At 60.2% G+C, this 24,168-nt stretch carries 23 protein-coding genes, 1 tRNA gene and 1 riboswitch; of the genes, 8 read left to right on the top strand and 16 right to left on the bottom strand.

What is annotated here, in order from left to right:
- Positions 1 to 9: 9 nt before the first annotated feature.
- The gene (gene ribB, locus JL05_RS07545; RefSeq protein WP_004937218.1) at positions 10 to 663 is read right to left on the bottom strand and encodes a 3,4-dihydroxy-2-butanone-4-phosphate synthase; all 654 of its coding nucleotides are present in this window, start codon (positions 661 to 663) and stop codon (positions 10 to 12) included.
- A 109-nt stretch (positions 664 to 772) separates the two neighbouring features.
- Positions 773 to 933: riboswitch (FMN riboswitch) on the bottom strand.
- A 145-nt stretch (positions 934 to 1,078) separates the two neighbouring features.
- On the opposite strand from ribB, the gene ubiK reads away from it, so the two are divergent.
- Positions 1,079 to 1,354, top strand: coding sequence for a ubiquinone biosynthesis accessory factor UbiK (ubiK, locus tag JL05_RS07540; RefSeq protein WP_004937216.1), 276 nt, complete (start codon positions 1,079 to 1,081; stop codon positions 1,352 to 1,354).
- Between the two features lie 51 nt (positions 1,355 to 1,405).
- Here the strand turns inward: ubiK and hldE are convergent, their stop codons facing one another.
- The 3 genes from hldE to JL05_RS07525 all read right to left on the bottom strand — a co-directional run bounded on the left by hldE (position 1,406) and on the right by JL05_RS07525 (position 7,104).
- On the bottom strand, positions 1,406 to 2,836 hold the full coding sequence (gene hldE / locus JL05_RS07535; protein WP_004937214.1) for a bifunctional D-glycero-beta-D-manno-heptose-7-phosphate kinase/D-glycero-beta-D-manno-heptose 1-phosphate adenylyltransferase HldE: 1,431 nt from the start codon (positions 2,834 to 2,836) through the stop codon (positions 1,406 to 1,408).
- 77 nt (positions 2,837 to 2,913) lie between these two features.
- Positions 2,914 to 5,751, bottom strand: coding sequence for a bifunctional [glutamate--ammonia ligase]-adenylyl-L-tyrosine phosphorylase/[glutamate--ammonia-ligase] adenylyltransferase (glnE, locus tag JL05_RS07530; RefSeq protein ID WP_033632056.1), 2,838 nt, complete (start codon positions 5,749 to 5,751; stop codon positions 2,914 to 2,916).
- Positions 5,752 to 5,796: 45 nt separating this feature from the next.
- A complete protein-coding gene (locus tag JL05_RS07525; protein WP_033632055.1) occupies positions 5,797 to 7,104 on the bottom strand; it encodes a CYTH domain-containing protein in 1,308 nt (435 codons plus the stop codon).
- Between the two features lie 278 nt (positions 7,105 to 7,382).
- Between JL05_RS07525 and JL05_RS07520 the strand changes: the two genes are divergently transcribed.
- Positions 7,383 to 8,003 carry a TIGR04211 family SH3 domain-containing protein gene (locus JL05_RS07520; protein ID WP_033632054.1) on the top strand — a complete coding sequence of 207 codons (621 nt, stop codon included), beginning with the start codon at positions 7,383 to 7,385 and terminating at the stop codon, positions 8,001 to 8,003.
- Positions 8,004 to 8,125: 122 nt separating this feature from the next.
- Entirely contained in the window at positions 8,126 to 9,370 is a 1,245-nt protein-coding gene (locus JL05_RS07515) for a multifunctional CCA addition/repair protein (RefSeq protein ID WP_033632053.1), read from the top strand.
- A 39-nt stretch (positions 9,371 to 9,409) separates the two neighbouring features.
- On the opposite strand, the gene bacA is transcribed toward JL05_RS07515, so the two are convergent.
- A complete protein-coding gene (bacA, locus tag JL05_RS07510) occupies positions 9,410 to 10,234 on the bottom strand; it encodes an undecaprenyl-diphosphate phosphatase (protein ID WP_015379094.1) in 825 nt (274 codons plus the stop codon).
- A 133-nt stretch (positions 10,235 to 10,367) separates the two neighbouring features.
- The gene (gene folB, locus JL05_RS07505) at positions 10,368 to 10,727 is read right to left on the bottom strand and encodes a bifunctional dihydroneopterin aldolase/7,8-dihydroneopterin epimerase (RefSeq protein ID WP_015379095.1); all 360 of its coding nucleotides are present in this window, start codon (positions 10,725 to 10,727) and stop codon (positions 10,368 to 10,370) included.
- Positions 10,728 to 10,834: 107 nt separating this feature from the next.
- On the opposite strand from folB, the gene plsY reads away from it, so the two are divergent.
- Complete coding sequence (plsY, locus tag JL05_RS07500) at positions 10,835 to 11,473, top strand: glycerol-3-phosphate 1-O-acyltransferase PlsY (protein ID WP_004937201.1); 639 nt, start codon at positions 10,835 to 10,837, stop codon at positions 11,471 to 11,473.
- 30 nt (positions 11,474 to 11,503) lie between these two features.
- Here plsY and tsaD read toward each other — a convergent pair whose 3' ends face one another.
- The gene (gene tsaD, locus JL05_RS07495) at positions 11,504 to 12,517 is read right to left on the bottom strand and encodes a tRNA (adenosine(37)-N6)-threonylcarbamoyltransferase complex transferase subunit TsaD (RefSeq protein ID WP_015379097.1); all 1,014 of its coding nucleotides are present in this window, start codon (positions 12,515 to 12,517) and stop codon (positions 11,504 to 11,506) included.
- 325 nt (positions 12,518 to 12,842) lie between these two features.
- Between tsaD and rpsU the strand changes: the two genes are divergently transcribed.
- The 3 genes from rpsU (at position 12,843) to rpoD (ending at position 16,942) form a co-directional block, all read left to right on the top strand.
- Positions 12,843 to 13,058, top strand: a complete 216-nt coding sequence (gene rpsU / locus JL05_RS24760) for a 30S ribosomal protein S21 (protein WP_001144069.1) — start codon at positions 12,843 to 12,845, stop codon at positions 13,056 to 13,058.
- Between the two features lie 136 nt (positions 13,059 to 13,194).
- Positions 13,195 to 14,943, top strand: coding sequence for a DNA primase (dnaG, locus tag JL05_RS07490; RefSeq protein WP_033632052.1), 1,749 nt, complete (start codon positions 13,195 to 13,197; stop codon positions 14,941 to 14,943).
- 157 nt (positions 14,944 to 15,100) lie between these two features.
- Entirely contained in the window at positions 15,101 to 16,942 is a 1,842-nt protein-coding gene (rpoD, locus tag JL05_RS07485) for an RNA polymerase sigma factor RpoD (protein ID WP_004937194.1), read from the top strand.
- Positions 16,943 to 16,997: 55 nt separating this feature from the next.
- Here rpoD and JL05_RS07480 read toward each other — a convergent pair whose 3' ends face one another.
- Positions 16,998 to 17,450 carry a nuclear transport factor 2 family protein gene (locus JL05_RS07480; RefSeq protein WP_081877834.1) on the bottom strand — a complete coding sequence of 151 codons (453 nt, stop codon included), beginning with the start codon at positions 17,448 to 17,450 and terminating at the stop codon, positions 16,998 to 17,000.
- A gap of 17 nt (positions 17,451 to 17,467) precedes the next feature.
- Positions 17,468 to 17,956 carry a G/U mismatch-specific DNA glycosylase gene (gene mug / locus JL05_RS07475; protein ID WP_033632050.1) on the bottom strand — a complete coding sequence of 163 codons (489 nt, stop codon included), beginning with the start codon at positions 17,954 to 17,956 and terminating at the stop codon, positions 17,468 to 17,470.
- A gap of 146 nt (positions 17,957 to 18,102) precedes the next feature.
- On the opposite strand from mug, the gene JL05_RS07470 reads away from it, so the two are divergent.
- A tRNA-Ile gene (locus tag JL05_RS07470) sits at positions 18,103 to 18,178 on the top strand.
- Between the two features lie 181 nt (positions 18,179 to 18,359).
- On the opposite strand, the gene JL05_RS24755 is transcribed toward JL05_RS07470, so the two are convergent.
- The 7 genes from JL05_RS24755 to JL05_RS07435 form a co-directional block, all read right to left on the bottom strand.
- Positions 18,360 to 18,590: a DNA-binding transcriptional regulator gene (locus tag JL05_RS24755; protein WP_071824297.1), complete on the bottom strand. Its 231-nt coding sequence runs from the start codon at positions 18,588 to 18,590 to the stop codon at positions 18,360 to 18,362.
- A gap of 89 nt (positions 18,591 to 18,679) precedes the next feature.
- Positions 18,680 to 19,828: a phage late control D family protein gene (locus tag JL05_RS07460; RefSeq protein WP_033632048.1), complete on the bottom strand. Its 1,149-nt coding sequence runs from the start codon at positions 19,826 to 19,828 to the stop codon at positions 18,680 to 18,682.
- Complete coding sequence (locus tag JL05_RS07455; RefSeq protein WP_015379102.1) at positions 19,825 to 20,310, bottom strand: phage tail protein; 486 nt, start codon at positions 20,308 to 20,310, stop codon at positions 19,825 to 19,827. Before JL05_RS07455 ends, JL05_RS07460 begins: the two co-directional genes overlap by 4 nt.
- Positions 20,311 to 20,314: 4 nt before the next feature.
- Positions 20,315 to 23,161: a phage tail tape measure protein gene (locus JL05_RS07450; protein ID WP_033632047.1), complete on the bottom strand. Its 2,847-nt coding sequence runs from the start codon at positions 23,159 to 23,161 to the stop codon at positions 20,315 to 20,317.
- Positions 23,154 to 23,276, bottom strand: coding sequence for a GpE family phage tail protein (locus JL05_RS07445; protein WP_033632046.1), 123 nt, complete (start codon positions 23,274 to 23,276; stop codon positions 23,154 to 23,156). Before JL05_RS07445 ends, JL05_RS07450 begins: the two co-directional genes overlap by 8 nt.
- A gap of 32 nt (positions 23,277 to 23,308) precedes the next feature.
- Positions 23,309 to 23,590: a phage tail assembly protein gene (locus tag JL05_RS07440; RefSeq protein ID WP_033632045.1), complete on the bottom strand. Its 282-nt coding sequence runs from the start codon at positions 23,588 to 23,590 to the stop codon at positions 23,309 to 23,311.
- Between the two features lie 53 nt (positions 23,591 to 23,643).
- A complete protein-coding gene (locus JL05_RS07435) occupies positions 23,644 to 24,153 on the bottom strand; it encodes a phage major tail tube protein (RefSeq protein WP_023447563.1) in 510 nt (169 codons plus the stop codon).
- Positions 24,154 to 24,168: the final 15 nt, after the last annotated feature.

Genomic DNA, 24,168 nt, shown 5'->3' with positions numbered 1-24,168 from the left:
GGCTGGCTATCAGCTGGCTTTTTTCTCGTGCGCCTGGCGGTAGGCCACCAGATCTTCGATGGTCAGCACCACCATGTCGTGCTGTTTGGCGAAGGTAATCACTTCCGGCGCATGCGCCATGCTGCCATCGTCGTTGGTCAGTTCACACAGCACGCCGGCTGGTTTGAAACCGGCCATGGAAACCAGATCGATGGTCGCTTCGGTGTGGCCGCGGCGGCTCAGCACGCCGCCCGGCTGCGCGCGCAGCGGGAACACGTGGCCCGGACGGTTCAGGTCGCTCGGCTTGGCGCTGTCTGCCACCGCCGCACGGATGGTGGTCAGGCGATCGGAAGCGGAAACCCCGGTGGTCACGCCCTGCGCCGCTTCGATGGTCACGGTGAAGGCGGTCTGGAACTGGCTGGAGTTGTTGGTCACCATCATAGGCAGCTCAAGCTGCTGACGGCGTTCTTCGGTGATGCACAGGCACACGATGCCGCTGCCGTGGCGAATAGTCAGCGCCATCTGCTCAACGGTCATGGTTTCCGCGGCGAAGATCATGTCACCTTCGTTTTCACGGTTTTCATCATCGAGCACCATTACGCCGCGCCCGTTGCGCAGTGCGTCGATCGCGCGTTCAACGCGTTCTGTTGGCGTGCCGAAGTCTGAAAGTAGCGTCTGATTCATGGTAAAAAACCTCATTAAAAATTATGGATTACCAGAACCAGGGCGATCTTGAGGAGTAGCTAGCAATAGCTAAAAAAATAACGCAAGCGGGCGCATGCCCGGCAGATACCGTTACTCTCTCCCATCCGGACTATAACCGTCGGCCCCGGAATTACACCGGATCTGCTGACCTCTAACCGGCCTTTACAGGCTGGCTGAGCGCTCGCGGGCTTTCACCGTAGAAGGTGATTTACCGCCGGTGGGGACTTTCACCCCGCCCTGAGAATAAGCAAGATGACTATAACGCTAATGGGTAGACAGGGCAATTGGCAAAAGCACAATTCGGCCACGTACGGCGAATGCGCTTAATGGTTTATCCGGCGGGCAACTCGCATTACACTAAGCGGCAGCTATTAAACTCTGAAAGGGATACGCCATGATTGACCCGAAAAAAATCGAACAAATCGCACGCCAGGTTCATGAGTCCATGCCTAAAGGCGTTCGTGAATTCGGGGAAGACGTTGAGAAAAAAATCCGTCAGGTGCTGCAGTCGCAGCTGACCCGTCTGGATTTGGTTAACCGCGAAGAGTTCGACGTGCAGACTCAGGTGCTGTTGCGCACCCGCGAGAAGCTGGCGCTGTTGGAGCAGCGCATGGCCGAGCTGGAAAGCAAGCTGAGCGCGGCGCCGGCCGCCAAGCAGGAAGACGAATAATTCCCGCCAAGGGCGCGCACCGCGCGCCCTTGTTCTTTAGGTTGCCCGGCGTTAGCCGCGCCCGTCTTTGATCGCTTTGATGATGTTGGTGGTCGACAGACCGTCTTCAAAGTTCAGCACTTTGACATCGCCGCCGTTGGCCCACACCTCCGCACTGCCGGCAATCTCTTCCGGCTTGTAATCGCCGCCTTTCACCAGCAGATCCGGCAGGATATCGGCGATCAAGCGCTGCGGCGTGTCCTCCTCGAACGGCACCACCCAATCCACCGCTTCCAACGCGCCCAGCACGATCATGCGGTTCTCCAGCGCGTTGACCGGGCGTTTCTCCCCTTTCAGACGCTTGGTCGAGGCGTCGCTGTTCACCGCCACGATCAGGCGATCGCCCAGCTTGCGGGCGTTGGCCAGATAGGAGACGTGGCCGGCATGCAGAATGTCGAAGATGCCGTTGGTCATCACCACTTTCTCACCGCGCTGACGCGCCTGCGCCACGGCGTTTTTCAACTGTGCTTCGGTCATCACGCCAAAGCCGGTTTCGGCGCGGCCGCGCACCGCGTTTTCCAGCTCGATCGGCGACACGGTAGACGTACCGAGCTTGCCCACCACCACGCCGGCGGCGGCGTTAGCCAGGAAGCAGGACTCTTCCAGCGAATTGCCGGCGGCCAGCGAGGCGGCCAATACGCCGATCACGGTGTCGCCGGCGCCGGTCACATCGAACACTTCCTGCGCCTGGGTCGGCAAGTGCAGCGGCTCAACGCCAGGCTGCAGCAGCGTCATGCCGTGTTCGGAGCGGGTAACCAGCAGCGCCGACAGCTCGAAATCCGCCACCAGCTTCATGCCGCGTTCCACCAGTTCCGCTTCATCCTTACAGTGGCCCACCACCGCTTCGAACTCGGACAGGTTCGGCGTCAGCAGCGTCGCGCCGCGATAGCGCTCGAAATCGGATCCTTTCGGATCGATCAACACCGGCACCTTGGCGGCGCGCGCCAGTTGGATCATGCCCTGCACCTGGCTGAGCGCGCCCTTGGCGTAATCGGACAGCACCAGCGCGCCGATCTGCGGCAGCGCCTGCTGAATGCGCTCCAGCATCGGCTGCGGATCGACGTTGGAGAAGCCTTCTTCGAAGTCGAGACGGATCAGCTGCTGGTTGCGCGACAGCACGCGCAGCTTGGTGATGGTCGGATGGGTCGGCACCGAGACGAAGTCGCAGCGCACGTTGACTTCATTCAGCTTGGCGCTCAGCGCCCGCGCCGCATCGTCGATGCCGGTCAGGCCCACCAGACGGGAAGTGGCGCCCAGCGAAGCGATGTTCATCGCCACGTTAGCCGCGCCGCCGGGACGCTCTTCGATGGTATCGACCTTGACCACCGGCACCGGGGCTTCCGGTGAAATGCGGCTGGTCGGCCCATACCAATAGCGATCCAACATGACGTCACCGACCACCAGCACACCGGCGCGGCGAAAATCAGGCAGCGTAACTTTCATCCGATAACTCCAAAAAAGAACAAAATTTTAGTGGCGCAGATATTACCACAGACCGCCGGAATACCCGCAAAAAGGTATTAATCCAGCCATTTGGCCCAGCTGGCGCGCACCTGCTCGCGCTCGGCGGCAAACAGCTCGCTGCCGACCTTGCCGGAATGCTCCTGCAGCGCCAGGTGGTGGATTTCGTCGCGCATGGTGACATAGGCCTGGGTCAGCGCGCGTGCCTCTTCATCCGGCATGATGTCGTAATTGGCCATCAGCTCGAAGATGCGCACGTTGTCCGACCAACGCGTCAAGCGCGGTTCGCCCGGCGCATAGCGTAAGACCAGATATTGGGCGATAAATTCGATGTCGGTAATGCCGCCCTCATCGGTTTTGATATCAAACAGATCGCGCTGTTTGTTGCCGAGATGGTTGCGCATCTTTTCGCGCATCTCGCGCACTTCACGCTTCAGGGTCTGCGCATCGCGCGTTTTGCACAGGATCTCGCGCCGGATCGCGTCGAACTGCTGATGCAGAGCCGGGTCGCCATGCACGATGCGCGCACGCACCAGGGCCTGATGTTCCCAGGTCCAGGCTTCGTTTTGCTGGTAGTCGGCGAACGCCTCGACGGTGCTGACCAGCATCCCCGCAGCGCCGGAAGGCCGCAGGCGCGCGTCCACCTCATACAGAATGCCGGAAGAAGTGCGGGTGCTGAACAGATGCATCACCCGCTGCGCCAGCCGCAGGTAGAACTGGCGGCCGTCGATGCAGCGATCGCCGTCGGTCATCACCTCCGGTGGGCAATCCAACAGGAACACCAGATCGAGATCGGAACTGTAACCCAGCTCCCAGCCGCCCAGCTTGCCGTAGCCGATCACCGCAAAGCCGCGCCCTTCGCGCTCCTGCAGATGGGTGGGCTGGCCGTAGCGCGCCACCATATCGCTCCAGGCCTGCTGCACCACCGCGTCGATGATCGCCTCCGCCAGATAAGTCAGGTGATCGCTCACTTTCATCACCGGCAGCGCGCCGGCGATATCAGCAGCCGCGATGCGCAGCTGCTGCGCCTGTTTGAACTGGCGTAGCGCCTCCAGCTTTTGCTCTTCGTCGTCTTCCGGCACCCGCAGCAGATACTGCCGCAGCTCGCTGCGGTAGGCGTCCAGCGCCACCGGCTGATACAACGTGGCCGGATCCAGCAGTTCGTCCAGCAACAGCGGGTAACGCGACAGCTGGTTGGCGACCATCGGCGACGCGGCGCACAGGCGGATCAGATGGCTGAGCGCCGCATGGTACTCCACCAGCAGCTCGAGGTAGGTAGTGCGGGTGACGATGCTGAGCAGCAGCTGCGCCAGCCGCACCAGCGCGGTCGGGGCGTCCTGGCGCGGGCATACCTCCGCCAGCAGGCGCGGCATCAGCTGATCGAGCACGTCGCGGCCGCGCGGGCCGATGGTGCGCTTGTCGACGTCGTGGCGGAAATCGGCGATGGTGCGCAGCATCTGTCGGCGCCCCTCTTCGTCGAGGTGCGGCATCAGCGGTGCCAGCTCGTTCTCCTCCAGCGCGTCCTGCCACAGGCTGTGGTAGTGCTGGTAGTCGGGATCTTCACCGACATCCGGGCTATCGTCGCCGATCAGGTCGTCGAACACCGCGCGCACCGCCTGCATATGCACCTCCAGCGCCGCCATCAGCGCCGGCCAATCCGCCAACCCCATGCCGTAGGCCAACCGCGCCTGATCGAGCGCCTCCTGCGGCAGCGTCTGGGTTTGCTGATCGCCGATCGCCTGCAGCAGGTTCTCCAGCCGCCGCAGGAACAGGTAGGCGGCGCTCAGCGCCCGCACCTGCTCACTTTCCAGCAGCCCCAGCTCACCCACCGCCTGCAGCGTCGGCAACAGCGAACGCCCCTGCAACGCCGGTTCACGGCCGCCGCGGATCAGCTGGAATACCTGAGTGATGAATTCGATTTCGCGAATGCCGCCGGCGCCCAGCTTGATGTTGTCCTTCAGACCGCGCCGCCGCACTTCACGGGCGATCATGCCCTTCATGTTGCGCAAAGATTGGATGACACTGAAATCGATGTAGCGGCGGAACACGAACGGCCGCAGCGTTTTGCGCAGCTCCTGGCTGTAGGCGTCTTCCGCCCCGCCCATCAGGCGCGCCTTTACCATCGCATAGCGTTCCCAGTCGCGCCCCTGTTCCTGGTAGTAATCCTCCAGCGCCGCAAAGCTCATCACCAACGGGCCGCTGTCGCCGAACGGCCGCAGCCGCATGTCCACGCGATAGACGAAGCCGTCGATGGTCTGTTGATCCAGCGCCTTGATCAGCCGTTGGCCGAGGCGGGTGAAGAACTGAGCATTGTCCAGCTCGCGCCGCCCGCCCTGGGTTTGACCATTTTCCGGGTAAGCGAAGATCAGATCGATGTCCGACGAGAAGTTCAGTTCGCCGCCGCCCAGCTTACCCATGCCGAGGACCAGCAGCGGCTGCGGCACGCCGTCGCCATTGCACGGCGTGCCCCATTCGCGGCAGCAGGTTTGGTACAGCCAGTCGCGCGCGCTGACGATCAGCGTCTCCGCCAGCCCGCTCAGCTGCAGCAACGTTTCTTCGGTCGAACACAGCCCCTGCGCCTGCGCCCAGGCGATTCGCACCAGCGTTTCGCGGCGAAACAGACGCAGCGTGCGCATCAGTTGCGCTTCGTCGCGCACCTCTTCCAGCTCGTCCTGCAACCAGGCGGCATAGTGTTGCCACTCGCCGGGCACCGGCGGCTGTTCGCGCAGCGTCGCCAGCCAGGCCGGCTGGGCGAGCAGCGCGTCGCTGACGAAGTCGCTCGACGCCAGCACCCACTGCTCTTGCTCGCTAAAGGCGCAGTCCGCGCCGTGAACTTCCTGAAAACGCTGCACAACCTGCTGTGCCTGAGCCTGTAACGCGGCTGAAAGTGGCGACATAGTGTATGACCCGTTCTGCGGCCCGCGGCTGGCGGGCCGGCTGGATTAACGAAGCGCGCCGTTTAACCAGAATGGCGCATGCGATAAGGCCTGTTTGCGGCTGGCTTCATACCAGCCCTGGCGGCGCTCGCTCAGCGCCGCCTGCAGCTCGCGCCAGGCCTCGATATAAGGCCCGGTCTGCTCGTCGGGATAAGCGCCCGACAGCAGGACCAGCGCCGAAATCTGACGCGTCAGGCGCGGCAATTGTTCCTGATATTCATCTTCGTTCAGCGTACGGCTGAAGGCCTCTTTCAGCTCCGCGCCGCTGCGCCCCAGCATGATGTCGCTGAAGCGTTTGAAAGAACCGTCCAGCTTGGCCTGCGCTTTGGCGTCGATAAACGGCCGCCAGGCGCCGCTCACCAGCCATGATGTGAGCGCCAACTTACATTGCAGGTAGACCGCGCTGTAACACAGGGTCTCTGGTTGCGCGGTTTTGTCCGCCAACAGCGGTTCGAGCTCGGTCAGGCGGGCGCGCAGATCGGCGCTGGCCTTGCGCGGCACCAGGCCGCCGAAGATCACCAGCGCCTGGCGGATCGCGCCGACCGCCTCAATCACCGAAGCGCGCGCCTGCGCGTCGCCGCGCAGCCACAGCTCTTCATGGTACTGCCAGTGGCTGAGCGCCAGCTCGAAGGCGGCGATCATCCCCTGCTCCACGGTCGCCTTCGCCGCCGGCTTCAGCACCCGCAGCGGGCGCACCTCACGCGGCGGATTGCCCTGCGCCAGGTGGTAACCGCGCGCCGCCTTGCTCAGGCTGCCCTGACGCAGCCCGTCGTGCGCCGCCAGCTCACCGGCCAACGCCAGCAGATCGGCGGTATTGCCTTTCAGCAGCTCCAGTTCTATCTCGCTCAGGGCTTCGCTGAGGCCACCAGCACGCACTTCTCCCTGATCCAGGCCAATCTCTATCTCGCTTTGGCCGTAAGTAACCACCCACTTCTCACGCACAAAATCCGTACGGAACAGCGGTTGCAACGCCTGCTGCAGCGCCGTGATATCGCAATCCTGCGGCCAGATGTCGGCAGGAAACTGCGCCAACGCCAGCTGCGGCTCGGCGATAGCGACATTGTATTCCGGGCGCTGGTGCAGGCCGCCCACCACTTTACCGGCGGTTTTGATGGTCATCTCATAGCGATCGTCGAAACCGCGAATGCGCAGCCCCATGTCGTGACTGCGCAGGAAGTTGTCGGCCGTTTCGAAGTAAATGTTGGTCAGCTTTTGCGGCGCGGAATGCTGATGCGGCCAGGCGGCGAGCCAGTGTGGCAGAGCGGCCACCGCTTGCGGCGCGGCGATGAATTTCAGTTCAATTTCAACGGTCATAATTCTTTAACACCAATAAGTTACGCATTCGCGTCGGTTTCAGCGCGGCGCGCTCGGCCCGCCGTATGCTGCCCACTGACGCACAGTTGCCGTTATCTTACCGCGATTCCCGGCGCCTTAACCCTGCTAACTGTAGAAAAAACCTGTTACGTTATAAAACGCTGCGCAACTCACAGAATCAGCCACAGTAAGATAGTTCTCATTCCGGTTTTGGCGTTGCGTCGTCAGACTGAACCCTCTACTATCGTTCCATAAATTCACCCAGAAACGATGAACTAATGCAGAAATTACGCCTGATTTTCCTTGCCGCGCTGAGCTTCAGCATCACTTGGGCCGCACATGCCGAAGATAAACGCTATATCTCCGATGAGTTAAGCACTTACGTCCATAGCGGCCCAGGTAATCAGTACCGTATTGTCGGCACTCTGAACGCCGGTGAAGAAGTGACCCTGCTGAGCGTCAACGACAGCACCAACTACGGCCAGATCCGCGATCCGAAGGGCCGCACCACCTGGATCCCGCTCGACCAACTCAGCCAGACGCCAAGCCTGCGCACCCGCGTGCCGGAGCTGGAACAGCAGGTGAAAACCCTGACCGACAAGCTCACCAACATCGACAACACCTGGAACCAGCGCACGGCGGAAATGCAGGAAAAAGTCGCAGGCAGCGACAGCACCATCAGCAGCCTGCAGAAGGAAAACCAGGATCTGAAAAACCAGCTGGTGGTCGCGCAGAAGAAGGTCAACGCCGTTAACCTGCAGCTCGACGACAAGCAGCGCACCATTATTCTGCAATGGTTCATGTACGGCGGCGGCGTCGCCGGCGTCGGTTTGCTGCTGGGCCTGCTGTTGCCGCACCTGATCCCGCGTCGCAAGAACAACAATCGCTGGATGAACTGATCTCAGTATCGTTCAGTTTGAGTTTGGGCGCCTGCGGGCGCCTTTTTCATTGGCGCCGACATCCCGCGGCCAATTCATGTAATCTGATAGACAGAGCCTTACACGATATTCAGGAGTCAACAGTGCAGATTTATCTGGTCGGCGGCGCCGTTCGCGACAGCCTGCTCAACATTCCGGTGGTCGATCATGATTGGGTGGTGGTGGGCGCCACGCCGGCGGAGCTGCTGGCATTGGGCTACCAGCAGGTCGGCAAAGATTTTCCGGTGTTCCTCAATCCCGATACCCACGAGGAGTACGCGCTGGCGCGCACCGAGCGCAAATCCGGCCAGGGGTACACCGGTTTTACCTGCTATGCCGCGCCGGACGTCACGCTGGAAGAAGATCTGCTGCGGCGCGATCTGACCCTCAACGCCATCGCCCGTTCCGCCGAAGGGGAACTGATTGACCCCTACGGCGGCGTGGCCGATCTGCAGGCGCGCGTGCTGCGCCACGTTTCCGACGCGTTCGGCGAGGATCCGCTGCGCGTGCTGCGCGTGGCGCGATTCAATGCTCGCTTCGCCCATCTGGGTTTTCGCATCGCCGACGAAACGCTGGCCCTGATGCGCCGGATGGCGCACAGCGGTGAACTGGCCGCGCTGACCGCCGAACGCGTCTGGAAAGAAACCGAAAAGGCGCTGCAAAGCCAGAGCCCGCAGGTCTATTTTCAGGTGCTGCGCGACTGCGATGCGCTGGCGGTGCTGTTCCCGGAAATCGACGCGCTGTTCGGCGTGCCTGCCCCCGCCAAATGGCATCCGGAGATCGACACCGGCGTGCATACGCTGATGGCGCTGGCGATGGCCGCCCGCCTCACTCCCGAGGTGGACGTACGCTTCGCCACCCTGTGTCATGACCTCGGCAAAGGATTGACGCCAAAAGCGTTCTGGCCGCATCACCACGGCCACGGCCCGGCGGGCGTGCGGCTGGTCGAAGCGCTATGCCAGCGGCTGCGGGTGCCCAATCCGGTGCGCGATCTGAGCAAGCTGGTGGCCGAGTACCATGATTTGATCCACACCGTGAACAAGCTGCGGCCGGAGACCCTGCTGAAGCTGTTCGACGCCATCGACGTCTGGCGCAAGCCCCAAAGGCTGGAGCAGATGATCCTGACCAGCGAGGCGGACGCGCGCGGCCGCACCGGCTTTGAGGAAAATCCTTATCCGCAGGGCGACTATCTGCGCCAGGCGTATCAGGTGGCGAACGCGGTATCTATTAAAGAGGTGGTAGCCAGCGGGCTGCAGGGCACCGCGATCCGCGATGAGCTCAAACGCCGTCGCCAGCAGGCGCTGGCCGACTGGAAGCTCAACCAAACCATCCTCAACGATCAGGCATAAAAAAACCCCGCAGAGCGGGGTTTTTTCTTGCCATCGGGCTTACAGGAATACCATGTAAACCACGGCCGCCACGATAAAGCGGTAGATGGCGAACGGCACGAACGAGATGCGTTTGATCAGCGACAGGAAGGTCTTGATCGCAATCAGCGCCACCACGAAGGCAGTAACGAAACCGACGGCGAACATCGGCAGATCGCCCCAGGTCAGGAAGTGCAGGCTCTTGTACAGATCCAGACCGCTGGCGCCAATCATCATCGGCACCGCCAGGATGAAGGAGAACTCGGACGCCGCATAGCGGTTTACGCCCACCAGCATACCGCCGGCGATAGTGGACCCCGAACGGGAGAAACCCGGCCACAGCGCCAGGCACTGGAAGCAGCCGATCATGAACGCCTGGCGGTAGGTGATGTCATCCAGCCCTTCCGCTCTCGGTGTCTTCGGCTTCAGCCATTCCGCCGCCAGCAACAGCAGGCCGCCGACGACCAACGCGTACATCACGTTTTTCGGCGCGAACAGCGATTTAATCACATCGTGGAATACCAGACCCAGCACCACCGCCGGGATCATCGCCAGCAGGATATGCCCCAGCTTCAGTTGGCCGCTGGTTTTGCCCTCGTGCTCCACTGGCTTGCCGCCGAAATGGATGCCGATCAGGCCGAACAACCGGCGCCAGAACATCACCACCACGGCCAGGATAGACCCCAGTTGGATGATGACTTCAAAGGTTTTGGCTTTGTCGCCGGTAAAACCCAGCCACTCGCCAACGATAATCATATGCCCGGTGGAAGACACCGGCAGAAATTCGGTTAACCCTTCGACAACCCCAAGAACAAACGCAATAAACAGTGAATGCATGTCAGCCATGTGCTTCGCTCACCCCATAAAATAACGGCCATCACATAAAAAAGCGGCAGTGCTTAAAAGACAATGCCGCTAAAACAATTCTCAGGATTAAGACCAGCTTAACGGTCTTTCGTTGCAAGCAGATGACATAAAATCATGCGGGACGAGTGCCGCGCTCAATGATCACGCCGACCCGATTGGCATGTGCTACAGCGCCCGGTTTGCTGACCTTAATACGGACCCACGGGGAATTGAAGCGCTGAAGCAAAATTTCGGATATTTCCTCCGCCACGCGCTCCACCAGCGCGAAGCGGTTCGATTCAACATGCTGGATCACGGCGTCGCTGACATCGGCATAGCTCAGACAGTCATTTACATCGTCGCTGGCGGCGGCCGGCCGGTTATCCCAGCCCATTTCGATATCGAACACCAGCTTCTGACGAATGCCCTGTTCCCACTCATAAACGCCAATGGTGGTAATTACGGTAAGCTCTTCAATAAATACGATATCCATCACGTCATTCTCTGTTTTTGGCCTTGCCGGATACCACTTCCAGCGGAATGTGCGTATTATCCATAGATGTTGCGAGTAAAACGACCATTATTAAACGGAACCGCGTTATGAGTGCTACCGCGCTTGGCATGATTATCTTCGCGTATCTGTGCGGCTCGATTTCCAGCGCGATCCTGGTTTGCCGGATCGCCAGGCTGCCGGATCCGCGTGAACATGGCTCAGGAAACCCCGGGGCGACCAACGTCCTGCGCATCGGCGGCCGGCTGGCGGCGGCGGCGGTGCTGGTGTTCGATATTCTGAAAGGGATGCTGCCGGTCTGGCTGGCCTACAAACTCGATGTGCCGCCGCTGTATCTGGGCCTGACGGCGATCGCAGCCTGTCTGGGGCACATCTATCCGGTGTTCTTCCACTTCCGCGGCGGTAAAGGCGTGGCGACGGCGTTTGGCGCCATCGCGCCTATCGGCTGGGATCTGACCGGCCTGATGACCGGCACCTGGCTGTTAACGGTGCTGCTCAGCGGCTACTCTTCACTTGGCGCCATCGTCAGCGCGTTGATCGCCCCGTTCTACGTCTGGTGGTTCAAACCGCAGTTCACCTTCCCGGTAGCGATGCTCTCCTGCCTGATCCTGATGCGGCATCACGACAATATTCAGCGCCTGTGGCGCGGCCAGGAAGGCAAGATCTGGGGCAAGTTCCGCAAGAAGAAAAACGACGCGGATAACGGCGACCAGCCGAGAGAGGAATAACAGAAGGGCCGGATAATCCGGCCCTTTGCTTTATACCGCAGGCAGTTCCGCCAGCGGCCAGCGCGGCCGCACCGAAACGCTCAGCGCCGGGTTGGCGCCGCTCTTCAGGCGCACCATGCCGGCATAGGCGATCATCGCGCCGTTGTCGGTGCAAAATTCCGGGCGGGCATAGAACACCTCCCCGCCGCGTTTCTGCATCATCTCCGCCAGCTTGGCGCGCAGCGTGCGGTTGGCGCTCACGCCGCCGGCCATCACCAGGCGTTTGAAGCCGGTTTGCTCCAGCGCGCGTTTGCATTTGATCGCCAGCGTATCCACCACCGCATCCTCGAAGGCGCGGGCGATGTCGGCGCGCGTCTGATCGTCGTTGCCGTTGGAGCGAATGGTGTTGGCGGCGAAGGTTTTCAACCCGGAGAAGCTGAAGTCCAGCCCCGGACGATCGGTCATCGGCCGCGGGAAGGTGAAGCGCCCCGCCGTGCCCTGCTGCGCCATCTTCGACAGCATAGGCCCGCCGGGATAATCCAGGCCGAGCAGCTTGGCGGTTTTGTCGAACGCTTCGCCGGCGGCATCGTCGATCGACTCGCCCAGCAGTTCATACTCACCGATGCCGGTGACGCTGATCAGTTGAGTGTGGCCGCCGGAGACCAGCAGCGCGACGAACGGGAACGCCGGCGGGTTGTCTTCCAGCATCGGCGCCAGCAGGTGGCCTTCCATGTGATGCACCGGCACCGCCGGCACGTTCCAGGCGAACGCCAACGCGCGCCCCACGGTAGCGCCGACCAGCAGCGCGCCCACCAGGCCCGGCCCGGCGGTATAGGCCACGCCGTCGATGTCGGCCGGGGTCAGGTTGGCCTCTTTCAGCGCAGCCTGAATCAGCGGCACGGTTTTGCGCACGTGATCGCGGGAGGCCAGTTCCGGCACTACGCCGCCGTAGTCGGCGTGCAGCTTCACCTGGCTGTATAATTGGTTGGCCAACAAACCGGTTTGATCGTCATACACTGCAATTCCGGTTTCATCGCAGGACGTTTCTATACCCAGTACTCGCATTACATTTCCCATCATTCACGTGCGGCCGCCAGTCTACCACATTCCGCCGCATTTACCGCCGGCGCCGCGCATCTTGTCACCGGCTTGCGCCTATGTCGATGATTCATCCAGAAAATGCCTGAGCGATTAAACACGAGCATTTTTTTCTGATTAGTCTATAATCAGCGCCCGGTGCAAAATTGCGCACGTTGCGGCAGAGCGACGCGGGTTTCAATTTGCTGTGATGCTTTACAAAGCAGCATCCATTGGAGTAAAATTCCGCACCATTTTGAAAAGGCTGGCGCTTGGCCAGCAGCAAACCGAATTTTATTGAGGTGAGAGGCACATGCCGGTAATTAAAGTACGTGAAAACGAGCCATTTGACGTTGCTCTGCGTCGTTTCAAACGCTCTTGCGAAAAAGCGGGTGTTTTAGCTGAAGTTCGTCGTCGTGAGTTTTATGAAAAACCAACTACCGAACGTAAACGCGCTAAAGCTTCTGCTGTGAAACGTCACGCGAAGAAACTGGCTCGCGAAAACGCACGCCGCACTCGTCTGTATTAATTCTTCGGGGGCAACCCCACCGCGTGAATTTCTGATTTTCAAAATCGCGCAGACCGAGTAGTTGCATACGAAGGCCGTGCTTTCCGAAAGGAATGCGCGGCTTGTTCTCGTTTATAGGCTAATGAAGTAAGGGCTTATGGCTGGACGAATTCCGCGCGTATTTATCAATGACTTGCTGGCTCGCACCGACATCGTCGATTTGATCGACGCCCGCGTGAAGCTCAAGAAGCAAGGCAAGAACTATCACGCGTGCTGTCCGTTCCACCACGAAAAGACGCCTTCCTTTACCGTTAATGGCGAAAAGCAGTTTTATCACTGTTTTGGGTGTGGTGCGCACGGCAACGCCGTCGACTTTTTGATGAATTACGACCGACTCGAGTTTGTCGAAACCATCGAAGAACTGGCGACCATGCACGGGCTGGAAGTGCCTTACGAAGCGGGCACCGGGCCAACCCAGATCGAACGCCATCAGCGCCAGAGCCTGTACCACCTGATGGAACAGCTCAGCGCGTTCTATCAACAGTCACTGCAGCAGTCCTCCGGGGCGCCTGCGCGCAACTATTTGCAGCAGCGCGGGTTAAGTGACAACGTTATTCGCCATTTCGCCATCGGCTTCGCGCCGGCGGGATGGGACAACGCCCTGAAGCGTTTCGGCCGCGACGCCGACTCGCGCCGCGCATTGAACGATGCCGGCATGCTGGTGACTAACGATCAGGGGCGTTCGTACGACCGTTTCCGCGAACGGGTGATGTTCCCCATCCGCGACAAGCGCGGGCGCGTGATCGCCTTCGGCGGCCGCGTATTGGGCGACGGTATGCCGAAGTACCTGAACTCGCCGGAAACCGAAGTTTTCCATAAGGGCCGCCAGCTGTACGGCCTGTATGAAGCACAGCAGAACCACCCTACCCTGCAGCGGCTGCTGGTGGTGGAAGGGTATATGGACGTGGTGGCGTTGGCGCAATTCGGCATCGATTATGCCGTCGCCTCGCTCGGCACCTCGACGACGGCGGAACACATTCAGCTGTTGTTCCGCGCCACCGACAACGTCGTCTGCTGTTACGACGGCGACCGCGCCGGCCGCGAAGCGGCCTGGCGGGCGCTGGAAACCGCGCTGCCGTACCTGAATGACGGGCGCCAGCTGCGGTTCATGTTTTTGCCCGACGGCGAAGATCCGGACACGCTGGTGCGCAAGGAAGGCAAAGAAGCCTTCGAACAGCGAATGGAGCAGGCGCAGCCGCTGTCCACGTTCCTGTTCGAAAGCCTGCTGCCGCAGGTGGATCTGAGCAGCCCGGACGGGCGCGCCAAGCTGAGCACGCTGGCGCTGCCGCTGATTACTCAGGTGCCGGGCGAAACGTTGCGCTTGTACCTGCGCCAGGAGCTCGGCAACAAGCTGGGGCTGCTGGACGACAGCCAGCTCGACAAGCTGATGCCCAAGCAGGCTGAAAATGCGAATCCTTATCAGGCGCCCCAGCTAAAACGCACAACCATGCGTATACTGATAGGGTTACTGGTGCAAAATCCGCAGTTGGCTACACTTATCCCTTCGCTGGAAGGGTTGGAGCAGACCAAACAGGCGGGATTGCCGCTGTTCGTCGAACTGGTGCAAACCTGTTTGGCGCAGCCGGGCCTGACGACCGGGCAATTGCTGGAGCTGTATCGCGACAACAAATTCAGCCAGCAGCTTGAAACCTTGGCGACCTGGAACCATATGATCGTTGAGGACATGGTCGAGCAGACCTTTTTGGATACGTTGGCCAGCCTGTACGACTCGGTGCTCGAGCAACGGCTGGAAACGCTGATCGCCCAGGCCAGAACGCGCGGTCTGAGCGCGGAGGAACGTGAAGAAGTCCGTTCTCTCAACCAGGTTTTAGCGAAGAAAAACTGAATACCAAACGGCTTAAGTGCCGATAATTGCGAGGGCAGAGCCCTGCACAGTGCCGCCATAGTGGGCCGCGGCGATAACGAAAACGCCCCAAATGCTATTGTTGGCGGTTTCGCCGACCGACACCAACCTAAATACTCTGAAGTGTGGATACCGTCTTATGGAGCAAAACCCGCAGTCACAGCTGAAGCTACTTGTCACCCGTGGTAAGGAGCAAGGCTATCTGACCTATGCTGAGGTCAATGACCATCTGCCGGAAGATATCGTCGACTCCGATCAGATCGAAGACATCATCCAGATGATTAACGACATGGGCATCCAGGTGATGGAAGAAGCACCGGACGCCGATGACCTGCTGCTCGCCGAAAACTCGAACAGCACGGACGAAGATGCGGAAGAAGCCGCCGCACAGGTTCTGTCCAGCGTGGAATCCGAAATCGGCCGCACCACCGACCCGGTGCGCATGTACATGCGCGAAATGGGTACCGTCGAACTGCTGACGCGCGAAGGCGAAATCGACATCGCCAAGCGCATCGAAGACGGCATCAACCAGGTACAGTGCTCGGTTGCCGAATACCCGGAAGCCATCACCTACCTGCTTGAGCAGTACGATCGCGTCGAAGCGGGTGAAGCGCGCCTGTCCGATCTGATCACCGGCTTCGTCGATCCTAACGCGGAAGAGGACATCGCCCCAACCGCCACTCACATCGGTTCTGAACTGTCGAGCGAAGAGCAAGACGACGACGAAGAAGATGAAGACGACGAAGACGACGACACCGAAGACGATAACAGCATCGATCCTGAGCTGGCGCGTCAGAAGTTCGCCGAGTTGCGCGATCAGTATGAAGCGACCCGCCTGGTGATCAAGAAGAATGGCCGCAGCCACGCCAGCGCCGCGGACGAGATCCTGAAGCTGTCTGAAGTGTTCAAGCAGTTCCGCCTGGTGCCGAAACAGTTCGACTTCCTGGTCAACAGCATGCGCACCATGATGGACCGCGTTCGCACCCAGGAACGCATCATCATGAAGCTGTGCGTTGAACAGTGCAAAATGCCGAAGAAAAACTTCGTCACCCTGTTCGCCGGCAACGAAACCAGCGATTCCTGGTTTGAAGCCGCGTTGGCGATGGCCAAGCCATGGTCGGAAAAGCTGAAAGACGTTGCTGAAGACGTGCAGCGCAGCCTGCAGAAACTGCGTCAGATCGAAGAAGAGACCGGCCTGACCATCGAGCAGGTCAAAGACATCAACCGTCGCATGTCGATCGGTGAAGCGAAAGCCCGCCGCGCGAAGAAAGAGATGGTTGAGGCCAACCTGCGTCTGGTTATTTCCATCGCCAAGAAATACACCAACCGCGGCCTGCAGTTCCTGGATCTGATCCAGGAAGGCAACATCGGCCTGATGAAAGCGGTAGACAAGTTCGAATACCGCCGCGGCTACAAGTTCTCGACGTACGCCACCTGGTGGATCCGTCAGGCTATCACCCGCTCCATCGCCGACCAGGCGCGCACCATCCGTATTCCGGTGCATATGATTGAGACCATCAACAAGCTCAACCGTATTTCGCGCCAGATGCTGCAAGAGATGGGCCGCGAGCCGACGCCGGAAGAGCTGGCCGAGCGCATGCTGATGCCGGAAGACAAGATCCGCAAAGTGCTGAAGATCGCCAAAGAGCCAATCTCGATGGAAACGCCGATCGGCGACGACGAAGATTCGCATCTGGGCGACTTCATCGAGGATACCACCCTCGAGCTGCCGCTGGATTCCGCGACCTCGGAAAGCCTGCGTTCCGCCACCCACGACGTGCTGGCCGGCCTGACCGCGCGCGAAGCGAAAGTGCTGCGCATGCGTTTCGGCATCGACATGAACACCGACCACACGCTGGAAGAGGTTGGCAAGCAGTTTGACGTTACCCGTGAGCGTATTCGTCAGATCGAAGCCAAGGCGCTGCGCAAGCTGCGTCACCCAAGCCGCTCCGAAGTGCTGCGCAGCTTCCTGGACGATTAAGTCCGGCTGCCGCACCAAAAGCAAAAACCCCGGCTTGCCGGGGTTTTTTTATGCATCAGAACATGCTGTTGCCGCTGGCGGTCTTCTCCGGCACCGGCTGCGTCACGTCCCAGTGTTCAACGATCTTTCCGGCGCTGTCCAGACGGAAGATATCGACGATCGCCGCGGTCTTGCCGGCCTCGCGCCCGCTGACCTCCACATGCAAAATCACGAAGTCGCCGTCGACGAACGCCTGTTTAATCTCGCTGTGCGAGTTAGGGTAACGCGTTTTCAGCAGCTCGACAAATTGACGAAAACCCGCCACGCCGTCTTTGGCGTTGGGGTTATGCTGTTTGTACTGTTCGCCCAAAAACGGCCGCGCCGCCGCAAAATCCTTGTTGTTCAGCCCCTGCCGATAAAACTCCAGCACGTTCTGCTTGTTGCGCGCTTCCTGCGGCGAATGCCCCGCCTGTGCAGCGCCGGTCACCAACAGCAGCGCCATCAAACAGCCTTTCATCATCGATGTCATCGCACACTCCCCTTATCTCATTGCAGCGCCAGGAACAGCTCGCGATAGCTGGCGGTCAGCTGCTCCAGCGTGGCGCGGTTCAATCCGCTGGGGTTGGGCAATACCCACACCTCGGTTTGCCCCAGCATCATCGCCTGCTTGCCCCAGGGCGCGTTTTTCACCCCGAAGGCGGTGGTGAATGCCTGTTTGCCTAAAATCGCCAGCGCGCGCGGCTGGTAGCGCAGGATCTTCTCTTGCAGCGCCTCACCGCCGCTGCGCAACTCGTCGCGCGACAGCTCGCTGGCCGCCACCGTCGGGCGCGCCACCAGCGCGGTAATGCCGCAGCCGTTGTCCTTCAGCTGCTGCCACTGCTCCGGCGCCAGCTGGCTCTCGGTAAAGCCGGCCTGATGGATCACCTTCCAGAAGCGGTTGCTGCCGTTGGCAAAAGGATAGCCCTGATGGGCGGAAGAAAGGCCGGGGTTGATGCCGCAAAACACCACCCGCAGATTGGGCGCCAGAAGTTCCATGAGTGTCGTGAGTCCATTGCAGGGATTTACTGCGGTTATCGCAAAATCCGCCAGCAATTACAACAGGCTAGAACTGCGCAGAAAAGCAACATACGGGCGGGTAACAGTAGACCGATGCTTAAGGATTCCCTATAATCTCGCGGCTTGGCCCCTTAGCTCAGTGGTTAGAGCAGGCGACTCATAATCGCTTGGTCGTTGGTTCAAACCCAACAGGGGCCACCAAATTTTAGATTTAAAATCATATAATTAAGCCACCTCTCAGGGTGGCTTTTTTATTTGTCGCTTGCTCGATGTCCCCTTTTTGTCCCCCCAAGAAAACAACTCGCCCCCTTTATCCTATTTGGCACGACATAATTCAGGCATAAAAAAACCCGCATTTTGCGGGCTTGTATCTCTGAGTTGGTCACATCCACATAACCTGTTGCTGTCCTGCCACACTGGCGCCGACCGGATGCGGCGGCACTGCATCAACCCGGCCCGGCGTCATTATCGCGCATTGGTAGGTCTCCATCGTTTTAAACGTGTGGCCACAGTTAATATTTTGGCACTGGTGATAACGTTCTTTCGTTTGTTGACTCAAGTAGCGGCTGGTGCGGGCATGGGCCGCTGTTCTGCAAAGCGGGCAATGAAACATGATTAATTCCTCGTCACTGGCTCAATTGCCGCGATAATACCGCTCGCGATCCAAAAAAGAAGTTTCTTTAAGTGAATTTACAATTCCCATCAAGAAACATCATAAGTAACCTCCGACAGCAAAACCTCAAACTCCAGCGCCGTCGTAAAACCGCCGTTACTCAAATTGTGCGTGACTTTGCTCACTATCCAGTCTTGCGCATCGATCGCCGATTTAAACCCGCTGACGCGTACCGGCGTTTCCGGCGTGATGTTAGCCCGGCCCATCGCCAGCGACAGTGAGAACTCAGCCACACCACGCTGAAGCTTTTCCCACTTTGCCTGTGCTGCCCGCATCGCGGCGGCCTTGGTGGCGTAAATTTTGGTGATCGCAAACACGTTATCGTCAGCCCCCACCAGATAGTCGCCTTTCGCCGCCTCCGCCGGTTTCCCCGGTTTTTTGCTGCTGCCCGGTTTCGCCTTCGGGTGTTGCAGCGCGCGCAAATGCTGCTCTTTTGGCTTGCGCTGCAGCTTCACTTTCTTCGGCTTCGGCTGTTTTGTATTGAGCCAGCTCGCCGTCACGCCGGTGTATGCATCCCGATCGGCAATGCTGAAACTGTGCTGATCGCCATCCTGCCGGGTGATGGTATACACCGGCAACGCCTTCCCGCCTACCGTGGCGCCGCTCGCGGGTCGTAACAACAGCAGAGCGCCATTTTTCACCGCCGCCACCGCACCGTTGAGCGTTGCAAGTCGGGTAATAAATGCCGCATCCGTCTCCTGCGTCTGGTCAATATGGCTGATTTTGATGGTGCCCAGACCGGCGGCCAGCGAGGCTTTCAGCTTATTACGCGCAGCCACCTTCTGCACAATGTCGCCCAGGGTGGTGTCGTGGTAGGACTCATCGCGCCGGGTGTTCAGCGAGCCGCGAAAATCCGCACTACGCGCGCGAATAGTCAGCGTGTCCGGCGCGCCCCGGTGTTCGACCTCATCGACCGTAAACTGGCCTTTTGGCGTCAATGGCGAGCCTTGCCAGCCGAGCGCCAGCGACAACACCGCATTGCGCTGAGGCATCGCCATCAGTCCGTCGCTGTCGTCCAGCTCGATGTCGAGCTGGTCGGCCTCAAAGCCCCGGTTATCCGTCAGCGACAGAGAAATCAGCCGCTTGCGGATGTTCTGCGTGATGTCGTTATCCTGCAGCAACAGCGAAAAATCCGGGGCAACTCGCGCCCCCGCTGGCAGGCTTACGCCGGTGATCATGATAACAATCCTCCCATAGCACCGGCGGCCTTCCCGGCCATCTCTCCTGCTTTATCGTACAGCTCCCCGGCCTGCTGGCGCAGATCACCAAACATCGCCGACAGGGATTCATCGACCCGCTTCAGGTTGAGCGTGAACTCTGTACGGCGCGGGCTGCCGTCGGCGAAAAACTCGGAGTGCGTTTCAGAAATCGACTCGATCACAAACATGCCGTAAATCGTGCCGGTGCCTTCAATCAGCGGCCACGCCCGGCCCTGCTCGGCCATCAGTTGCAGCGTCAGCAGTGACCAGCGGCCGCCGGTGATCTCCGGCAGCAGCACCCCGGACAGCGTGATTTTTTCCTCATCCATCCCCAGAAATTGCGCCGCCGGGCGCAGGCCAACGCGGGCGTTGCTCGGCCAGCGATATTCCGCGTTGCGGCTCATGGATTGATACGGCAGCGTCTGCAGCATAAAAACAAACAGACCCAGCGTTAACATCATGGTTTTACCCTTCGTAGTTCATGCGGCTGCGCGCGGCGGCCGCTTGTTTGCGTCGTTCGGCCTCAAGCTGGCGCGAGACTTCGCGCGCAATAGATGCCGCGTCTTGGCCGGGGGCGCAGTACACCTGAATCGTGATCGGGGCTGGCGCCGTAGCGGATGCGGCAGCCGGGGTCGACGCCATCACCGGCGTTGACAGCGATAACATCGCCGCCGACAGCGCCGCCGTTTTCCGGCGCCCGGTGACGTTGGCCGGGCCGTTGACAATCTCCGGGCCACGCTCGCCGACGATGCCGAACTGGCCGCGCGGGATGATGCCGCCCTTGTCGAATGCCCCCGCATAGCCCGGCCCCGGCATCAGCTCAGGCGCCGGGCGATTGTATGAAATCGCCGGGTTAACCTCCGCCTCATCGTCGCCAAATTTCATCCAGTCCGGCAGCATATCCGTGAGGCCGGAAAACTTGTCTTTCAGCGCCTGCCAGCGCTCGCTAATGCCGTCAATGACCCCGTTGATCATGTTCATCCCGGCTTCTTTGAACTGTCCCGGCAGCGCTTTAGCCCCGTTTACCAGCCCCTCCCATTTGCCATTAAGCCAGCCAGTCAGCCGATCCCATGCCTGAACCGTGGCGGCGCTCAGCGCAAGCCATGCCGCGTTAACACGCTCGCCTATGGTGTCCCAGACGGCGGCGGCACGCTCTGCAATGCCGCTCGCAACGCCCCAGATGCCGGTCAGCAGGCCGGGCAATCCCCCCAACAGCTGCAGCGGCAGGCTCAATCCGGCCGCGATCCATTCACCGAACATGCGCCCATAGCGCGCGGCGGTCTGGAGTTCGGCCTGTGAAGATTTCACTGGCTCGATCAGCTTGCCGAACCACTGCCACACGTTGCGCACCATGTTCAGCAGCGGCGTAAATGCGCCTGCCAGCGGGACAAGCGCGGCGCGCATCGGCGCGAAAGCGGCGCTGAAGCCTTCGCCGATACCCGTTAAAAAGGCGCTGATAGGCTCCCAATATTTACGGATAGTCAACGCCACACCGGCAATCACCGCCGCCGCCGCGACCACCGGCAGGGTGATCACACTGAATGCGGCCGCAATCCCGGCGCCAACGGTGGTAAAGACCGTTCCCAGCAGCCCGGCCCCGGCGATCAACATATTGACCCCGGCCATCACCGGCCATGCAATAAGGCCCAGCGCAGCGAGGCCACCGATCAGGGCCGTAACGCCCGCCGTGACTTTCACCAGCGTGCCGACCAGCTCAGGATTAGCCTTCACCCATGCCCCCGCCTTGGTGAGCCATTCGGTGGCGGAAACTGTGAGCGCGCGCAGCGCTGAGTTCTGGCCGTCGAACACCTCAATGCGAACATCTTCCCACGCCGAAAACAGGTTTTTCAGGTCGCCGTCGAGGTTGTCCACCTTCACTCGGGCAATCTGGGCCGTCGCCCCTTTTGACTGGGTGACGGTGCTGTGTTTTTCGCTCAGCTTGCCGTTACCGGCGGCGTCAATCAGCTTGATAGCGCCTTTCATCGCCTCTTCGCCGAAAATGACTTTCAGGTATTCGGCCTGCTGCGCGGTGCCGAGCTTGTTGGTTTTAAACGAGCCGTTAATCTTCTTGAGGATGTTCGCGATCGGCAGCATGTTCCCTTTGCCGTCCTTGGTTTTTACGCCCAATTCTGACAACGCATCAGCCGCCTGCCCGACCGGCGCCTGTAACCGCGTAAACATCGCACTGGCCGCCGTACCAGCCATAGACCCTTTGATACCGTTATCGGCCAACACGCCCAGCAAGGCGGTGGTGTCCTCGATACTGGCCCCGGCCGCCTCGGCGATCGGCGCGACGTACTTCATCGCCTCGCCAAAATCCATCAGGTTGCTGTTCGAGCTGGTGAAGCCCTTGGTCATCACGTCCGCGACGCGTTGGATCTCGTCTATCGGCATGTTAAACGCCGATTGCATGTTTGTGATGATGTCAGCCGCGTCGGCGATGTCCAGATCGGAGGCCAGCGCCAGATTTACCGTTGATTCGGTCGATTTCAGAATGGCATCGCCGTTAAAGCCGGATTTCGCCAATACGGATTGCGTGCGCGCGACGTCCGTCGGCGAAAACGCGGTCGTGGCGCCAATATCCCGCGCCTGCTGGCGAATGGCGGCCAGTTGCTGGTCATTTTTCGCCAGCCCTAACGTGGCTTGCGTGTCTGACATCTGCCTGTCGAACTGCACCCCCGGCGCAATAAACGCCCCTTCAGCGACCAGCCCGGCGGTAGCGATACCCAGACCGGCCGCGCTGGTATTACGGACAGCCGCGGTTGCCGATTGCCCGGCCCGGTAACGCGCGCCGACCCGGTTAACCTGCTCTTGCTTCTTGCTCAGACGCTCCAGCTCGCCGCGCTGGCGGCCCAACGCTATCGTGGCCTCACTGGCGCTGGCCTTCAACCGACGCTGTTCGGCACTCAGGTTCCGGGTGGCGATACCATCGGCGTTGAGCGCGTCACGCTGGCGCTGCACCGACTGGCGCAGGCCGTTGTATTTCGTCTGCAGCTCGGCGGCGGCGCGCTTCGACGCCTCAAGCAAGCGCGCTTGCTGCGCCGTGGGTTTTTCCGTCGCCTTGAACTGGACGGCCAGCGCGGCCGCCTCTTCCTTGGCTTTCTTCAGTGCCTTGCCGGTAACGGCAAGCTGCCCCTGCGCCTTGCGAAATCCCTCAATCCGGGCGCTTTGCGCGTCCAGAGCCTTGAGGGTTTGCTGCGTGGTTTTGATGTCACCGGCAAGCTGTTTGCTTGCCTGTTGGATACTCTTTAGCGGGCGGGTGGCTTGGTCTACGGCCTTCAGCAGCACCTGTAGCTGCAGGCTTTTACTCATCGTGATTAACTCCGCTGCGTTGTAGTGCCAAATGGCGCCAGTTCAACAGCTCCGTGAGCGCCATTCCGGCCATTTCAGACGGCGGCCAGTGGAAGATCACCGCGATGTCCGCCATCAGGTCATCAACGCCCAGCCGGGCGTCGGGGATTACACCGCCGAGTTCGGCGACAAAAAACCGACCACTTTCCCGGCCAGCGCCACCAAATCCGGCAGCTCAAGGCGCGCGCATTCTTCTTTTGTCAGGTTCGGCACGGTCACACGCGGCAACACAACCAGCAACGCGTCAACGTCGGCGTTGGCGATCGCCGCCAGCCCGACGCCGCGCAGCGCGCCCGCGTTCGGTTTAATCACCTGCACCTCGGTGATGGTGGTTTCACCACGCTGGATCGGGGTGTCGAGGGTAACGGTATTTTCGTTTACGTCTTTCATGGTGTTCTCTCAAATCATGGGAAAAGGGCCAGCCCGGCGGGCTGGCGCAAATATTACAGGCCGATCGCTTTACGGTGCTCGGCCAGCCGGTCAACGCCGTTGACCTTTTCGACCATGTTCACGGTATCGACTTCGATCAACTCTTTGCCGTCAACGGTCAGCTTGAAGTAAGTGCACTCGGTGGATACCTTGGTTTCGGTATCCTCGCCCTGCTTGTACTCACCAAAGTCAATTTCTTTGTGGCGGCCACGCATCACCACTTCCACAGCGGACACCTCGCCGGTGTCGTCACGCTGGAAGGAACCGGCAAAGCGCAGCGGCACGGCATCGACGGCGCCCCACTGCTTCAGCACCAGCTCATCAATGCCGCCCATCGACCACTCAACGGCCAGCGCGTCATCGTCCAGCCCCATATCGATGGAGGCCGCGCCGTTCATGCCGCCGCCCCGGTATTTCTCCAGCTTGCGGGTGAGCTTCGGCAGCGTCAGCGAGGACACCACGCCCATGTAGCTGTAGCCGTCGTTGAACAGGTTCAGGTATTTCAGTTTTTTCGGCAGTGCCATGTTCTAACGTCTCCT

The organism is Serratia nematodiphila DZ0503SBS1, assembly GCF_000738675.1.
GTDB lineage: Bacteria > Pseudomonadota > Gammaproteobacteria > Enterobacterales > Enterobacteriaceae > Serratia > Serratia nematodiphila.
This window is presented reverse-complemented; position numbering and strand designations above follow the sequence as displayed.

Excerpts from the sequence above, each read along its gene's own strand:
- ribB (WP_004937218.1), bottom strand. The coding sequence starts at position 663 with ATGAATCAGACGCTACTTTCAGACTTCGGCACGCCAACAGAACGCGTT.
- ubiK (WP_004937216.1), top strand. The coding sequence starts at position 1,079 with ATGATTGACCCGAAAAAAATCGAACAAATCGCACGCCAGGTTCATGAG.
- hldE (WP_004937214.1), bottom strand. The coding sequence starts at position 2,836 with ATGAAAGTTACGCTGCCTGATTTTCGCCGCGCCGGTGTGCTGGTGGTC.
- glnE (WP_033632056.1), bottom strand. The coding sequence starts at position 5,751 with ATGTCGCCACTTTCAGCCGCGTTACAGGCTCAGGCACAGCAGGTTGTG.
- JL05_RS07525 (WP_033632055.1), bottom strand. The coding sequence starts at position 7,104 with ATGACCGTTGAAATTGAACTGAAATTCATCGCCGCGCCGCAAGCGGTG.
- JL05_RS07520 (WP_033632054.1), top strand. The coding sequence starts at position 7,383 with ATGCAGAAATTACGCCTGATTTTCCTTGCCGCGCTGAGCTTCAGCATC.
- bacA (WP_015379094.1), bottom strand. The coding sequence starts at position 10,234 with ATGGCTGACATGCATTCACTGTTTATTGCGTTTGTTCTTGGGGTTGTC.
- folB (WP_015379095.1), bottom strand. The coding sequence starts at position 10,727 with ATGGATATCGTATTTATTGAAGAGCTTACCGTAATTACCACCATTGGC.
- plsY (WP_004937201.1), top strand. The coding sequence starts at position 10,835 with ATGAGTGCTACCGCGCTTGGCATGATTATCTTCGCGTATCTGTGCGGC.
- tsaD (WP_015379097.1), bottom strand. The coding sequence starts at position 12,517 with ATGCGAGTACTGGGTATAGAAACGTCCTGCGATGAAACCGGAATTGCA.
- rpsU (WP_001144069.1), top strand. The coding sequence starts at position 12,843 with ATGCCGGTAATTAAAGTACGTGAAAACGAGCCATTTGACGTTGCTCTG.
- dnaG (WP_033632052.1), top strand. The coding sequence starts at position 13,195 with ATGGCTGGACGAATTCCGCGCGTATTTATCAATGACTTGCTGGCTCGC.
- rpoD (WP_004937194.1), top strand. The coding sequence starts at position 15,101 with ATGGAGCAAAACCCGCAGTCACAGCTGAAGCTACTTGTCACCCGTGGT.
- JL05_RS07480 (WP_081877834.1), bottom strand. The coding sequence starts at position 17,450 with ATGACATCGATGATGAAAGGCTGTTTGATGGCGCTGCTGTTGGTGACC.
- mug (WP_033632050.1), bottom strand. The coding sequence starts at position 17,956 with ATGGAACTTCTGGCGCCCAATCTGCGGGTGGTGTTTTGCGGCATCAAC.
- JL05_RS24755 (WP_071824297.1), bottom strand. The coding sequence starts at position 18,590 with ATGTTTCATTGCCCGCTTTGCAGAACAGCGGCCCATGCCCGCACCAGC.
- JL05_RS07460 (WP_033632048.1), bottom strand. The coding sequence starts at position 19,828 with ATGATCACCGGCGTAAGCCTGCCAGCGGGGGCGCGAGTTGCCCCGGAT.
- JL05_RS07455 (WP_015379102.1), bottom strand. The coding sequence starts at position 20,310 with ATGATGTTAACGCTGGGTCTGTTTGTTTTTATGCTGCAGACGCTGCCG.
- JL05_RS07450 (WP_033632047.1), bottom strand. The coding sequence starts at position 23,161 with ATGAGTAAAAGCCTGCAGCTACAGGTGCTGCTGAAGGCCGTAGACCAA.
- JL05_RS07445 (WP_033632046.1), bottom strand. The coding sequence starts at position 23,276 with ATGGCGGACATCGCGGTGATCTTCCACTGGCCGCCGTCTGAAATGGCC.
- JL05_RS07440 (WP_033632045.1), bottom strand. The coding sequence starts at position 23,590 with ATGAAAGACGTAAACGAAAATACCGTTACCCTCGACACCCCGATCCAG.
- JL05_RS07435 (WP_023447563.1), bottom strand. The coding sequence starts at position 24,153 with ATGGCACTGCCGAAAAAACTGAAATACCTGAACCTGTTCAACGACGGC.